The following is a 13,574-nucleotide window of genomic DNA, read 5'->3' on the forward strand; positions in this document are numbered from 1 at the left end:
CGAAAAAGTGAAGACCAGTCACAAGGATAAGGAAGGCAACGACATTCCAGGATATCCAAGTGAAGATGGCGAACAACCTAAGAAAGACATTCCAGGCTACCGCTTCGTAGAGACTAAGAAACTTCCAAACGGCGACACTGAACATGTCTACGAAAAAGTTGTTACTGCCCCTCAACAAAAACCGACTAAAGCAACCAAAGAATTACCTAATACTGGTACAGAAGATCACTCTAGCCTAGCAGCTCTTGGACTTCTTGGAGTATTGAGCGGATTTGGTCTTGTGGCACGCAAGAAAAAAGAAGACTAATGTTTTAATCATTAAAGATTAAACAAAGGAATTCAATTTCATAAATGAAAACCCAACTAATCAAGCGATTAGTTGGGTTTTTTAGGAGGTTATTGGCCATAAGTACCAATCCCATGTCAATTCTTACTTGACGTTTGCCTCTTAGATTACATCTCTTGTAACCCAAACAAGCCTTTATCTGCCCAAAGACAGGTTCCACATCAATCTTGCGTTGAGCGAAAATCTGTCTACCTTCAGGAGATAAAAGCGCCTGACATTCTTTAGCTTTCAAGTGTTGATAACGTTCGTTGATATATAGTCCCTTTGGAGGGGCTGCTTCAGGTTCATCAGCGTAGTAAACCTTGATTTCCTGTTGAAAGTCCGTCTGTGTTTTCTGATGTTTGATATGATGAAAACGATAGCACCAGCCATCAGGATGTGTATAGCTATCCTCCTTGTCATCATAGTGCCAATTCGCTAAGTTTCTAGCCGACTGTTTATACCCTTTCTTCTGTTCCTGATCAAACATGGCATATTTAATCAGATGCTTCACCTCCTTTTCATCTAAACGAAGAAGGTTCTCTTCACTTCCATATCCAGCATCTGCGACAACTGTCTTTAGGTCATGTGGATAAGTTTCAAGTAAGGGCAGGAGAGTCTTTGTGTCTGTCGGATTTGAGAAGACATCATAGTGAAGCACAAATTGGTTTTCAGTAGCGATTTGAAGATTGTAGCCAGGTTTGAGTTGTCCATTTCTCATGTGATCCTCCTTCATCCGCATAAAAGTGGCATCTGTATCTGTTTTAGAAAAGCTGTTACGCCCGTCAAATATCTCTTGATAGCTCTCATGCTTTTCAGCACGTACTGAAAAATCATCCTTGACTTTACGCAGGACTTTCTTGAGTTTACGACGTTGGGTTTTACGTTCGTCCTCTCCTTTAAGGGGTGTCTCCTCAATGTCTTGGTTCAGTTTTTCCAATTCTTCTTCAAGGACTTTAGCGAATGCAATCAACTGCTCTGAAGAAATCGGCTCTTCTTCATCCATCCTAATAGCTTGATGGATAAGGGGAGTGATTTCTTCTTGGAAATAGACCTGTATCTGTTCTTGAAGTTTTGGCGGAAAACTTGTCTGTCGCTTTCTTCCAAACAAAACTATACTTGTTGGCGTTGGCTTCAATCTTAGTCCCGTCAATAAACAGACAATCTAAGGTCACTAACTCTTCCATTTTTAAACGAAGATTGAGGTCGATGAAAAGATCACGAATGAGTTCTTCCATCCCTTTAGCGACTCGAAATCGATTGATGGTGCGGTAGCTGACAAGCAACTGTCCTGTTAGGTATTGCATAGCGAGATTTTCAATCATCATTTTTTCAATTTTTCGTCCAGAGAAAATCCCTTGTGAATAGGCAAATAGTAGAGTAGCTACAAGCATTTTAGGGTGATAAGACGGGCGACCGAAGGTATGATAGAAAGCCTGGAAGTGACGATCCTCCAAGGCATTCACCACTTTTTCAATGGTAAATACAAGATGATCTTGTGGCAAGAAAGAATGGATTTCTAGTGGTAAAGTCGTTTGATTTGTGTTATAGTGAATATGCGTGGGATAGCCTTTCTAAATGGTTTATTGAGCAATTCTATTTTAGCAAGACTGTCGCAATCAAGCAAAAAGCAACGGCAAATCCGTTGCTTTTTTGTGGCAAAGAGACTTTTGTCCCAGATCTTTTTTCTTGTGTTTTATATCGAGCTGTGATATATTCTATATAACGAAGTGCGATATATCGAATTAAATAGGAAGTGTGGTTAAATGGAATTAACAGATAAGATCAGGCGTGTTTACCTTCCCATGACTGAAACGGGTTTTTATATCTTGTTTTGTCTACAGAAGGAGAACCATGGATATGGTATTACACAAAAGGTCAAGGAGATGACAGATTCGCAAGTTTCGATTAGTCCAGGGACCATGTATGGGACCTTGTCAAAGATGGAAAAGGATGACTTGATTTTCTTTGTCCGAGAAGAGGAAAAACGGAAAATTTATCAGATAACAGATTTGGGACGAAAAGTTTTGGAGATAGAATTGAAACGTATTGAACGACTTTACAGAAATAGTCGGGAGGAAGGATGATGGAAAAGAAAAGTGTTTACCGAATTTTTACCATTGCGGATTATGATAGGGAGGCTCTATACTTTAGAGAAATACATGCTAAAGGCTGGAAACTTAGGAAAGTAAGCTATTCTATCTTGTTGTTTGCAGTTAAGTATACCTTTGAAAAGTGTCAGCCTGAACAAGTGTCTTATCAGTTGGATTTTTACCCAATGAGAACATCAGAGAGAACCTCTTATTTGCAACTGTTTAAAGACTGTGGCTGGGAGCATATTACAGACTTCAATAGTTTTTCCTATTTTAGAAAGGCACATTCTGAGATTGAATCGGATGCAGAGTTTGAAATTTATAATGATGTTACTGGGAAGTTAGATATGGTTCATCGGATTTTAAGACTGCGGTTGCTTCCTGTTTTGTTTTTCTTGTCAATGTTGATTCCGTTGTTCTTAAAGTTGCTCAGTGAAAGAGACGTTTTTAGCGGGCTAGTATTTTTGCTTACTATCATGGATTGTGTTTTATTTTTTGCTCTTGCGATTCAGATTTTTTATATTTTTTGGAGATTGAGTCAAAAGTGGAAAGAATTATCTGATAAATAAAACAATGCCTGTTTTCGAATTTGGAGGTAAGACAATGAATAGCAAAGTAAAATTTCGAATGTTTACCATTTTAGACTTTGACAAGGAAGAAGAATATTTGCATGAGATGCACTTGAAAGGTTGGAGGTATAGAACTAACCGTTTTGGTTTTTTCTATTTTGAACAATGCCAACCAGATGATGTCATCTATCATATCTATGATTCTCGCAATCTTAAAAAGTGTAAGCATGAACTGCAAGATTTTAGAAATAGAGGTTGGGAATCGATAGAAACAGTTTTTTGTTCAATTCTTCGTAAATCATCTTCTGATTTACTTCCGGAAGAGCAAGTCTATATGAATAAGGGGCTCAGATGGGAAGTTATGCGGTCTAGACTTCGTTCATGTATAGCCACTTTTTCAGGTGCTCTTGTTGTTTGCATGAGTTTGTATCGAGAAAACTTATCTCAGTCTTTCTTTATTATTTTCTTGTTATATGCTTGCTTAATTTCTTATCTAATCTATGGTTTTTTCAGACTTAAAAGGAAATACCAAGTAGATGAAAGATAAGTTTCTAGGTCCTCAGACTGATTTTTAGCACTCTTGGTAAAAGAGTGCTAATTTTTTGAGTTTTTGTCTTGACATTCTCTTCTAAGGGTGTATAATAGAATCATGAGTTAGCACTTGGGTACATAGAGTGCTAATTGATCGGACAGAGAGGAGTGATGAGATGGTTACAGAGCGTCAGCAGGATATTTTAAATCTGATTATTGACATCTTTACCAAAACGCACGAACCTGTCGGATCCAAAGCCTTGCAAGAGTCTATTAACTCTAGCAGTGCTACCATTCGTAATGATATGGCGGCTCTAGAAAAACAAGGATTGCTTGAAAAAGCGCATACTTCCAGCGGTCGGATGCCAAGTGTCGCGGGATTTCAGTACTATGTGAAACACTCACTTGATTTTGATCGACTGGCCGAAAATGAGGTCTATGAGATTGTCAAAGCCTTTGATCAGGAATTTTTCAAGCTAGAGGATATTCTACAAGAGGCTGCTAATGTCTTGACAGAATTGAGTGGCTGCACAGTTGTAGCGCTAGATGTTGAGCCGAGCAGGCAACGTTTGACAGCCTTTGATATCGTTGTTTTGGGACAACATACAGCTTTGGCAGTATTTACCCTAGACGAGTCGCGAACGGTTACCAGTCAGTTTTTGATTCCAAGGAACTTCTTGCAGGAGGATTTGCTGAAGCTTAAGGCAATCATTCAGGAACGTTTCCTCGGTCACACCGTTCTAGATATTCACTACAAGATTCGAACGGAGATTCCACAGATTATCCAGCGCTACTTCACAACGACGGACAATGTCATGGATCTTTTTGAACACATCTTTAAGGAAATGTTCAACGAAAACATTGTGGTGGCGGGTAAGGTTAATCTCTTGAATTTTGCCAATCTAGCAGCCTATCAGTTCTTTGACCAACCACAAAAGGTGGCCTTGGAGATTCGTGAGGGTCTGCATGAAGATCAGATGCAAAATGTTCGTGTTGCGGACAGTCAAGAGTCTTGTCTAGCTGACTTGGCGGTGATTAGCAGTAAGTTCCTCATTCCTTATCGAGGTTTTGGAATTCTAGCGATTATCGGTCCGGTTAATCTGGATTACCAGCAATTGGTCAACCAAGTCAATGTAGTCAATCGAGTCTTAACTATGAAACTCACAGATTTCTATCGCTATTTGAGTAGTAATCATTATGAGGTGAGTTGAACATGAAATTACATAAATTCCTAAAAAGGAGGCGAAAAATGTCTGAGGAAACAAAAAACGAAGAAGTAAAAGAAGAGGAAGTTGTTGAAACGACAGAAGAAGCAACTCCTGAAAAGTCAGAGCTAGACTTGGCAAATGAACGTGCGGACGAGTTTGAAAATAAATACCTTCGCGCTCATGCAGAAATGCAAAATATCCAACGTCGTTCCAATGAAGAACGCCAACTCTTGCAACGTTATCGCAGTCAAGACTTAGGAAAGGCTATCCTCCCTTCTTTGGACAACCTAGAACGTGCACTCGCAGTTGAAGGTTTGACAGAAGATGTCAAAAAGGGATTGGAAATGGTCCAAGAAAGTTTGGTACATGCCTTGAAAGAAGAAGGAATCGAGGAAATCGTAGCTGATGGCGAATTTGACCATAACTATCACATGGCTATCCAAACTCTCCCAGCAGACGATGAACACCCAGCAGATACCATCGCCCAAGTCTTCCAAAAAGGCTACAAACTCCATGACCGCATCCTACGCCCAGCCATGGTGGTAGTCTATAACTAGGCAATAGAGCTTAAAAATTTTGTCCGAAACGACAATAAACTATGAAAGAAAGATAAAAAGCAAGCCGGAGGCTTGCAAGGAAGATATTGCCCGCAGTGGTGAAAGTTTCAGTAGCTTTGGCTACTGAAACAGGGGATTTTTGAGACAATAGGCTCAAAAATAAGTGATGAAATCCCGAAGGGAGTTGCTCACGTCCCCACCACTTAAGGGAAATATCAAAAAATCAAAATTCGAATTAAAATTTAAGGAGAAAAACACATGTCTAAAATTATCGGTATTGACTTAGGTACAACAAACTCAGCAGTAGCAGTTCTTGAAGGAACTGAAAGCAAAATCATCGCAAATCCAGAAGGAAACCGCACAACTCCATCTGTAGTATCATTCAAAAACGGAGAAATCATCGTTGGTGACGCAGCAAAACGCCAAGCAGTCACAAACCCAGATACAGTGATTTCTATCAAATCTAAGATGGGAACTTCTGAAAAAGTTTCTGCTAACGGAAAAGAATACACTCCACAAGAAATCTCAGCTATGATTCTTCAATACTTGAAAGGTTACGCTGAAGAATACCTTGGTGAAAAAGTAACCAAAGCAGTTATCACAGTTCCAGCTTACTTTAACGACGCTCAACGTCAAGCAACAAAAGACGCTGGTAAAATCGCTGGTCTTGAAGTAGAACGTATCGTTAACGAACCAACTGCAGCAGCACTTGCTTACGGTTTGGACAAGACTGACAAAGAAGAAAAAATCTTGGTATTCGACCTTGGTGGTGGTACATTTGACGTATCTATCCTTGAATTGGGTGACGGTGTCTTCGATGTATTGGCGACTGCAGGGGATAACAAACTCGGTGGTGACGACTTTGACCAAAAAATCATCAATCACATGATTGCAGAATTCAAGAAAGAAAATGGTATTGACTTGTCTACTGACAAGATGGCTCTTCAACGTTTGAAAGATGCAGCTGAAAAAGCTAAGAAAGACCTTTCTGGTGTGACTTCAACTCAAATCAGCTTGCCATTCATCACTGCTGGTGAAGCTGGACCTCTCCACTTGGAAATGACCTTGACTCGTGCGAAATTTGACGATTTGACTCGTGACCTTGTTGAACGTACAAAAGTTCCAGTTCGTCAAGCCCTTTCAGATGCAGGTTTGAGCTTGTCAGAAATCGACGAAGTCATCCTCGTTGGTGGTTCAACTCGTATCCCAGCCGTTGTAGAAGCTGTGAAAGCTGAAACTGGTAAAGAACCAAACAAATCAGTGAACCCTGACGAAGTGGTTGCTATGGGTGCGGCCATCCAAGGTGGTGTGATTACTGGTGATGTGAAAGACGTTGTCCTTCTTGATGTAACGCCATTGTCACTTGGTATCGAAACAATGGGTGGAGTATTTACAAAACTTATCGATCGCAACACTACGATTCCAACATCTAAATCACAAGTCTTCTCAACTGCAGCAGACAACCAACCAGCCGTTGATATCCACGTTCTTCAAGGTGAACGCCCAATGGCAGCAGATAACAAGACTCTTGGACGCTTCCAATTGACAGATATTCCAGCTGCACCTCGTGGTATTCCACAAATCGAAGTAACATTTGACATCGATAAGAACGGTATCGTATCTGTTAAGGCCAAAGACCTTGGAACTCAAAAAGAACAAACAATTGTTATCCAATCTAACTCTGGTTTGACTGATGAAGAAATCGACCGCATGATGAAAGATGCAGAAGCAAACGCTGAAGCAGATAAGAAACGTAAAGAAGAAGTTGACCTTCGTAACGAAGTAGACCAAGCCATCTTTGCGACTGAAAAGACAATCAAGGAAACTGAAGGAAAAGGCTTCGATGCAGAACGTGACGCTGCCCAAGCTGCCCTTGATGAGCTTAAGAAAGCCCAAGAAGATAACAACTTGGACGAAATGAAAGCAAAACTCGAAGCATTGAACGAAAAAGCTCAAGGACTTGCTGTTAAACTCTACGAACAAGCCGCAGCAGCCCAACAAGCTCAAGCAGGAGCAGAAGGCGCACAAGCAACAGGAAACGCAGGCGATGACGTCGTAGACGGAGAGTTTACGGAAAAGTAAAATGACATTAGATTTTACAAATAGAAACCATGTTGACCTATATAATCAACTTTGCAGAGAAGCAAAACAAGATCCAGAAAGTACCAAGAGTCAAATAAGGGAATATTTCACAAGTGATCGTGTAGATGAATTAGAGTTATACAAGGAAAAAATTCACGTGGCTAGGATGCGCTCAGAAGAAATAGATTCATCATTAAATAGCATTGTATCCTCTGTTTTTACACCAACAATTGTGACATCTTTTACACTGGCTATTACTGTTCCGTTTGGTTTATCAGAACAAGATCCCAATGTTATTAATTTACCTCTGTATATATCGGGTGCTATTGTAATCTTGTATACAATCCGATTAGTATGGATTCGTCGTTTAAGTTCAAAATCTGAAAAAGAATGGACTAATGTAAATAGGGTATTGTATTTCTTAGAAAATTACAAACCTGAATAATAATTAAAAATCCAGAGGTTGCAACCCAGCCTCTGTTTTTCGGTAAAAAGAGATAAGACCTAAGTAGTTTGAGTTTTATCTCATCAATATAAAAGAAAGGAATTGAACCCGACCTAAATCGTGGTTTCGTTCCGCAATATTAACAGAAAGGAATAAGGGTGTTCGTAATTGAACTCGAGCGGAAAGCTTGGAAATTAGATAAACCTCCTAAGAAATCAGGATTTCTTGTCGGTTTCCTAAATTTCAGTCGCTTTCTGTTCGCTCTTAGTATCTTGTATGAACAATACTGAATTTTATGATCGTCTGGGGGTGTCAAAAAACGCTTCGGCAGACGAGATCAAAAAGGCTTATCGTAAGCTTTCCAAAAAATATCACCCAGATATCAACAAGGAGCCTGGTGCTGAGGAAAAGTACAAGGAAGTTCAAGAAGCCTATGAGACTTTGAGTGACGACCAAAAACGTGCAGCCTACGACCAGTATGGTGCTGCGGGTGCCAACGGTGGCTTTGGTGGTGCTGGCGGTTTTGGCGGATTTGACGGAGCAGGTGGCTTCGGTGGTTTTGAAGATATCTTCTCAAGTTTTTTCGGGGGAGGCGGAGCTTCACGCAATCCAAATGCTCCTCGTCAAGGGGATGACCTCCAGTACCGTGTGAACTTGACCTTTGAAGAAGCTATCTTCGGAACGGAAAAAGAAGTGAAATACAATCGTGAAGCCAGCTGTCGTACATGTAATGGCTCTGGTGCTAAGCCAGGGACAAGTCCAGTCACTTGTGGACGCTGTCATGGCGCTGGTGTTATTAACGTCGATACGCAGACTCCTCTTGGTATGATGCGTCGCCAAGTAACCTGTGATGTCTGTCATGGTCGCGGAAAAGAAATTAAAGATCCATGTACAACTTGTCACGGTACAGGTCATGAAAAACAAGCTCATAGCGTCCATGTAAAAATCCCTGCTGGTGTGGAAACAGGCCAACAAATCCGCCTCGCTGGTCAAGGTGAAGCAGGCTTTAACGGTGGACCTTACGGGGACTTGTACGTGGTGGTTTCTGTAGAAGCAAGCGATAAGTTTGAACGTGAAGGAACAACTATTTTCTACAAGTTAAATCTCAATATTGTCCAAGCAGCTCTTGGAGATACTGTGGAAATTCCAACAGTGCATGGAGATGTTGAATTGGTCATCCCAGAAGGAACTCAGACTGGCAAGAAATTCCGTCTACGTGGCAAAGGAGCACCAAGCCTTCGTGGTGGTGCCGTTGGTGACCAATACGTTACCGTTAATGTCGTAACACCTACAGGCTTGAACGATCGCCAAAAAGCTGCGCTTAAAGAATTTGCAGCTGCAGGTGACTTGAAAGTCAATCCAAAGAAAAAAGGCTTCTTTGACCATATAAAAGATGCCTTTGAAGGAGAATAAATTAAAAAGAGCCGATTGGCTCTTTTTTGTGTTATCTTTGAAAATTTAGCATCGAAAAATCATTTTCCAGTTAGCCTGATATTTATACTTTTGAGTAAGCAAGCCAGCTTCATCCATCTCTCGAATGAGTTGCTTGATTTCTGCTTCTTTACCTGGCTTAACGGTGACGGTATCAATGTGTTTGATTGCTGAATTATCCTGAATATCCACCAAAGTCAAAGCTTTTTCATAGAATGCAATTCCCTTTTTAAGACTTTCCTGATCTTTCCAAGTTAGAATTGTGTAAGAAGATTTTGATTTCTTTCCTTTTTCTTGGAAATACTTCTCGCCCTCCTCCTCTAAAAATTGTATTAAACCACGATTGAACAAGTTGTCTCCTACCTTATAGTATGAAATATCCCCTGCCTGTAGGACATAGACTTCCAGTCGGTTTTTGGTGAGTTTTGGACTTTCTTTTAGGACGGGGTGACTATTGATAACCTCATCTGAGAAAGTAACATAAAAGTTTAAGCCTCCACCCTCGTATTGATAGTGTCCATCTGATTCGACTTTCTCGGGAGGGAGGTCAAGGGAGGTAAAGATTTGTTTTAAGTCGTCATTCCCTTTTTGGATGTCACTCGGTGAGGTCTTGAAAAGATTCATCAGTAGTAGAAATGCTAGGGCCGCAAGAAGGCAGAGACAGCCACAAGGAATCGCGATGACCTTCGCTAGAACTTTTAAAGACTGTTTCATTTTCCCTCCCTTTTCTGTTCGAATCTAGTAATCCAAAATGGATTTAAGGAAAGTTGGAGGATTTCTTATTCTTGTTTTTCTTCTTGGAGGACCGCCATTCTAGTTTGGAAATCTTTTCCCAAGACTTTGAATTTATAGGTTAAATCTTTTTGGTATTCCTTGATAAGGGCTTTTTGTTGGTCGATGATTTGTAGGCTGTTTTGGATGATATCCAAATCATCCTTGATAGCTTCGACACGGTCAGTTGTATCTAGCACTTCATCCTGAATAGCTTGGCGATTTTTCACGACAAAGTAACTTCCAGCTGCAGCTCCTACAAATAGCAGTAGATTTGATAGTTTCATGGCAACTCCTTAAGCGTTTCTAATGGTTTCTGCGACTTGGGCAAGCTTGTCAAAGTCAGGTTCATGAGCGATAAAGTCAATCTTGAGGTCATCTTCTGAACCGTAGCGAGGTACGAGGTGCACGTGAGTATGAAAGACCGTTTGACCAGCAACTTCCTCGCAGTTGGCGATGATATTCATACCAGTGGCTCTGGTAGCTTTCATAACTTTTTTAGCCACTGTTGGCACTTGGGCAAAGAGTAGGCTAGCGCTGGTAGCATCCATCTCCAAAAGATTGCGGTAGTGCTCTTTTGGCACTACTAAGGTATGTCCAGGTGTTACTTGAGAGATATCAAGGAAGGCAAGAACCTGCTCATCCTCGTATACTTTTGAAGCAGGAATCTCCCCTGCGATAATCTTACAAAAAATGCAATCTGACATAAAATCCACCTCTACTGTATTGAATTTTGATATAATATAGCTACATTATACCAGATTCGGAGAAAATATGTTAGAAATTAAAAACCTGACAGGAGGCTATGTTCACGTCCCTGTCTTGAAAGATGTGTCCTTTACAGTTGAAAGTGGGCAGTTGGTCGGTTTGATTGGTCTCAACGGTGCTGGGAAATCAACGACGATTAATGAAATTATCGGTCTTTTGACACCTTATAGTGGAGAAATCAAGATTAATGACCTAACCCTGCGAGAAGATGCGACCAACTACCGCAAGCAGATTGGCTATATCCCAGAGACGCCTAGCTTGTATGAGGAATTAACTCTCAGAGAGCATATCGAAACGGTGGCTATGGCTTATGGTATCGATCAGAAAGTGGCTTTTGAGCGAGTAGAACCTTTGTTAAAAATGTTTCGTCTGGATCAAAAATTGGACTGGTTTCCGGTTCATTTCTCCAAAGGGATGAAGCAGAAGGTCATGATTATCTGTGCTTTTGTCGTGGATCCGAGTCTCTTTATCGTGGATGAGCCTTTTCTTGGTCTCGATCCCTTGGCGATTGCCGACTTGATTCAGCTTTTGGAAGCAGAAAAACAAAAAGGCAAGTCCATCCTCATGAGTACCCACGTGCTGGACTCTGCGGAAAAGATGTGTGACGCCTTTGTTATCCTCCACAAGGGAGAGGTGCGGGCTCAGGGCAACCTCCAGCAACTCCGCGAGGTCTTTGACATGCCTGAGGCTAGCTTGAATGACATTTACTTGGCTCTAACCAAAGAGGAGGACCTATGAAAGACTTGTTTTTAAGGAGAAAGCAGGCTTTTCGTAAGGAGTGTGTTGGTTATCTGCGTTATGTTCTCAATGATCACTTTGTCTTGTTCCTGCTGGTTCTTATCGGTTTTCTAGCCTACCAGTACAGTCAACTCTTGCAAGATTTTCCTGAAAATCATTGGCCCATCCTCTTGTTTTTGGGAATTGTATCTGCCTTGCTTTTGGCTTGGGGCGGAATCGCGACCTACATAGAAGTGCCTGACAAGCTCTTTCTCTTAGTAGCTGAAGAGGAGGTCAAGTCATACCTCAAAGGGCAGATAGTGCGTTCATTGGTTTTCTGGACAATTGTTCAAACCCTCTTTTTACTCTTATTTGCACCCTTGTTTTTAGCCATGGGCTATGGATTGCCAGTCTTTCTTGCCTATGTGCTTTTATTAGGAGCTGGGAAATACCTCCTCTTTCGTCAAAAAGCCAGCAAATTTTTCACTGAAACTGGACTGGACTGGGACTACGTTATCACCCAAGAAAGCAAGCGCAAGCAAGTCTTGCTTCGTTTCTTTGCTCTCTTTACTCAGGTCAAGGGCGTTTCAAACAGTGTCAAACGTCGTGCTTATCTGGATTTCCTCCTAAAGACTGTTCAGAAGGTGCCTGGGAAGATCTGGCAAAACCTCTATCTTCGTTCTTACTTGCGAAATGGAGACCTCTTTGCCCTCAGTTTGCGCCTCTTGCTCCTATCCTTGTTAGCTGTGATCTTTATCGAGCAGTCTTGGATTGCGATAGCAGTGGTTGTCCTCTTTAATTACCTCATGCTCTTCCAGTTGCTGGCCCTCTATCATGCCTTTGACTACCAGTACTTGACCCAGCTCTTTCCTTTAGAAAAGGGTGAAAAAGAGAAAGGACTACAGGCAGTTATCCGAGGATTGACAGGTTTTGTTTTAATGGTTCAACTGATAGTTGGTTTGATTACCCTCCAAGAAAAACTAGCCCTTCTAGCCCTGCTTGGAGCTGGACTGGTTTTACAAGTCTTGTATTTGCCTTATCAGGTAAAACGTCAGATGCAAGACTAACATTGCTTAAACAATACAAAAAGAAGTTGAGTTCAGTCTGTCTCAGCTTCTTTTATTTTCTACAAGATAATAGTTGGTCCGTAGAGACTTAGCTTGGTTTTGACTTGGTCAAAGTGGAAACGGTCATAGGCCCGCCAAGCGGCGCGAGTAGGAGCATCTGGATTGAGAGCGCTGAGTCCCATGAGAAGACTGGAAGTCTGGTAAAATTTTTCCAGTTCAATCAAGAATCGATTATCCACTGTCTCAGTTTTAGAGAGAAAGTCAAGGATATTGTCCAGCTGCTCCTGAAAGCGGACATCGTCAGCTGTTGCCTGTTTGCAGACTTGGTAGGCTTTGTTTAAGTCAGTAATCAAAGTATGAGCTCTTTTAATAGGGTCTGTATCTGTCATGAGAATGCCTCCTTTGTGATGGTTCTAAAGCTGTTTCAAGTGATTGTCTTTCTATAATCATAGCTTATCACTTTTAATTCTTTTTTTATCTTCAAATCTTTAATTGTCATTGAAATTTCCTGAATGGTTATTGCAGGATTTTATGATAAAATAATTGTAAGATTATCATAGCCATTTTGCGAATGATTCGACACTTTAGGAATTTTTGAGAACCGTTTAGGATTTGGTGAAAAATAGTTTCTAGATTTATGCTATCCTCTTTTTAGGAGGTTTTATCCATGAACTACATTATCATCCAAAAAGAGAAAGAAATTTTCAAATTAAACATAGAGGATATCTACTATATCCAAACGCATCCAAGCAAAGCCCATACCGTGCAGATTGTTACAGAAAACGCTAGCTTTGATCTATTTCAAAATTTAAGCAATCTTGAGAAACAATATGGAGAAACCTTGACGAGATGTCATCGAAATTGTCTGGTTAACCTTGAACGGCTAAAATCCATGGATATCCAAAGAAAGACTCTTTTTCTTGGAGAAGAAGGTCGATATGCTGTTCAGTATGCCAGACGTCGCTATAGAGATATTCGCCAAAGATGGTTGAAACAAGGAGAGTAAGAAG

At 40.9% G+C, this 13,574-nt stretch carries 16 protein-coding genes and 1 pseudogene; 12 read left to right on the plus strand and 5 right to left on the minus strand.

All coding sequences use genetic code 11. The features are described 5' to 3' along the window. The coding region (locus ADI74_RS06335; protein ID WP_049537831.1) for an LPXTG cell wall anchor domain-containing protein at window positions 1-307 on the plus strand (307 nt) is incomplete at its 5' end. A 4-nt stretch (window positions 308-311) separates the two neighbouring features. Here the strand turns inward: ADI74_RS06335 and ADI74_RS10840 are convergent. Next, window positions 312-1,881, minus strand: a pseudogene (locus ADI74_RS10840) (IS1182 family transposase). Between the two features lie 210 nt (window positions 1,882-2,091). Between ADI74_RS10840 and ADI74_RS06350 the strand changes: the two are divergent. From ADI74_RS06350 to dnaJ, 8 genes are all read left to right on the plus strand, one after another. Then, the gene (locus ADI74_RS06350; RefSeq protein ID WP_049537833.1) at window positions 2,092-2,412 is read left to right on the plus strand and encodes a PadR family transcriptional regulator; all 321 of its coding nucleotides are present in this window, start codon (window positions 2,092-2,094) and stop codon (window positions 2,410-2,412) included. Continuing rightward, the gene (locus ADI74_RS06355) at window positions 2,412-2,987 is read left to right on the plus strand and encodes a DUF2812 domain-containing protein (protein ID WP_049537835.1); all 576 of its coding nucleotides are present in this window, start codon (window positions 2,412-2,414) and stop codon (window positions 2,985-2,987) included. The genes ADI74_RS06350 and ADI74_RS06355 overlap by 1 nt, the downstream gene beginning before the upstream one ends. A 34-nt stretch (window positions 2,988-3,021) precedes the next feature. Beyond that, entirely contained in the window at window positions 3,022-3,534 is a 513-nt protein-coding gene (locus ADI74_RS06360; RefSeq protein ID WP_049537887.1) for a DUF2812 domain-containing protein, read from the plus strand. Window positions 3,535-3,694: 160 nt separating this feature from the next. Then, window positions 3,695-4,729, plus strand: a complete 1,035-nt coding sequence (hrcA, locus tag ADI74_RS06365; RefSeq protein ID WP_049537836.1) for a heat-inducible transcriptional repressor HrcA — start codon at window positions 3,695-3,697, stop codon at window positions 4,727-4,729. A 38-nt stretch (window positions 4,730-4,767) separates the two neighbouring features. Then, entirely contained in the window at window positions 4,768-5,283 is a 516-nt protein-coding gene (gene grpE, locus ADI74_RS06370) for a nucleotide exchange factor GrpE (RefSeq protein WP_049537837.1), read from the plus strand. 258 nt (window positions 5,284-5,541) lie between these two features. Further along, window positions 5,542-7,365, plus strand: coding sequence for a molecular chaperone DnaK (gene dnaK / locus ADI74_RS06375; protein WP_049537838.1), 1,824 nt, complete (start codon window positions 5,542-5,544; stop codon window positions 7,363-7,365). 1 nt (window position 7,366) lies between these two features. Further along, window positions 7,367-7,810 (plus strand): hypothetical protein, encoded by a 444-nt coding sequence (locus tag ADI74_RS06380; protein WP_049537840.1) that lies wholly within the window; start codon window positions 7,367-7,369, stop codon window positions 7,808-7,810. 276 nt (window positions 7,811-8,086) lie between these two features. Beyond that, complete coding sequence (dnaJ, locus tag ADI74_RS06385; RefSeq protein WP_001066312.1) at window positions 8,087-9,223, plus strand: molecular chaperone DnaJ; 1,137 nt, start codon at window positions 8,087-8,089, stop codon at window positions 9,221-9,223. A gap of 45 nt (window positions 9,224-9,268) precedes the next feature. On the opposite strand, the gene ADI74_RS06390 is transcribed toward dnaJ, so the two are convergent. The 3 genes from ADI74_RS06390 to ADI74_RS06400 all read right to left on the minus strand — a co-directional run bounded on the left by ADI74_RS06390 (window position 9,269) and on the right by ADI74_RS06400 (window position 10,719). Continuing rightward, entirely contained in the window at window positions 9,269-9,955 is a 687-nt protein-coding gene (locus tag ADI74_RS06390; RefSeq protein WP_049537841.1) for a hypothetical protein, read from the minus strand. Window positions 9,956-10,020: 65 nt separating this feature from the next. Then, window positions 10,021-10,299 carry a hypothetical protein gene (locus ADI74_RS06395; RefSeq protein WP_049537843.1) on the minus strand — a complete coding sequence of 93 codons (279 nt, stop codon included), beginning with the start codon at window positions 10,297-10,299 and terminating at the stop codon, window positions 10,021-10,023. Between the two features lie 9 nt (window positions 10,300-10,308). Further along, window positions 10,309-10,719 carry an HIT family protein gene (locus tag ADI74_RS06400; RefSeq protein ID WP_049537845.1) on the minus strand — a complete coding sequence of 137 codons (411 nt, stop codon included), beginning with the start codon at window positions 10,717-10,719 and terminating at the stop codon, window positions 10,309-10,311. A gap of 67 nt (window positions 10,720-10,786) precedes the next feature. Here ADI74_RS06400 and ADI74_RS06405 point away from each other — a divergent pair, with 67 nt between their 5' ends. Both ADI74_RS06405 and ADI74_RS06410 read left to right on the plus strand, forming a co-directional pair. Continuing rightward, window positions 10,787-11,518, plus strand: a complete 732-nt coding sequence (locus ADI74_RS06405; RefSeq protein WP_049537847.1) for an ABC transporter ATP-binding protein — start codon at window positions 10,787-10,789, stop codon at window positions 11,516-11,518. Next, window positions 11,515-12,564 (plus strand): ABC transporter permease, encoded by a 1,050-nt coding sequence (locus tag ADI74_RS06410; protein WP_049537850.1) that lies wholly within the window; start codon window positions 11,515-11,517, stop codon window positions 12,562-12,564. Before ADI74_RS06405 ends, ADI74_RS06410 begins: the two co-directional genes overlap by 4 nt. Before the next feature lie 59 nt (window positions 12,565-12,623). On the opposite strand, the gene ADI74_RS06415 is transcribed toward ADI74_RS06410, so the two are convergent. Then, on the minus strand, window positions 12,624-12,953 hold the full coding sequence (locus ADI74_RS06415) for a hypothetical protein (RefSeq protein WP_000132577.1): 330 nt from the start codon (window positions 12,951-12,953) through the stop codon (window positions 12,624-12,626). Between the two features lie 278 nt (window positions 12,954-13,231). Between ADI74_RS06415 and ADI74_RS06420 the strand changes: the two genes are divergently transcribed. Beyond that, a complete protein-coding gene (locus ADI74_RS06420; protein ID WP_001106571.1) occupies window positions 13,232-13,570 on the plus strand; it encodes a LytTR family DNA-binding domain-containing protein in 339 nt (112 codons plus the stop codon). Window positions 13,571-13,574: the final 4 nt, after the last annotated feature.

Source organism: Streptococcus pseudopneumoniae (assembly GCF_001074565.1).
Taxonomy (GTDB): domain Bacteria; phylum Bacillota; class Bacilli; order Lactobacillales; family Streptococcaceae; genus Streptococcus; species Streptococcus pseudopneumoniae_J.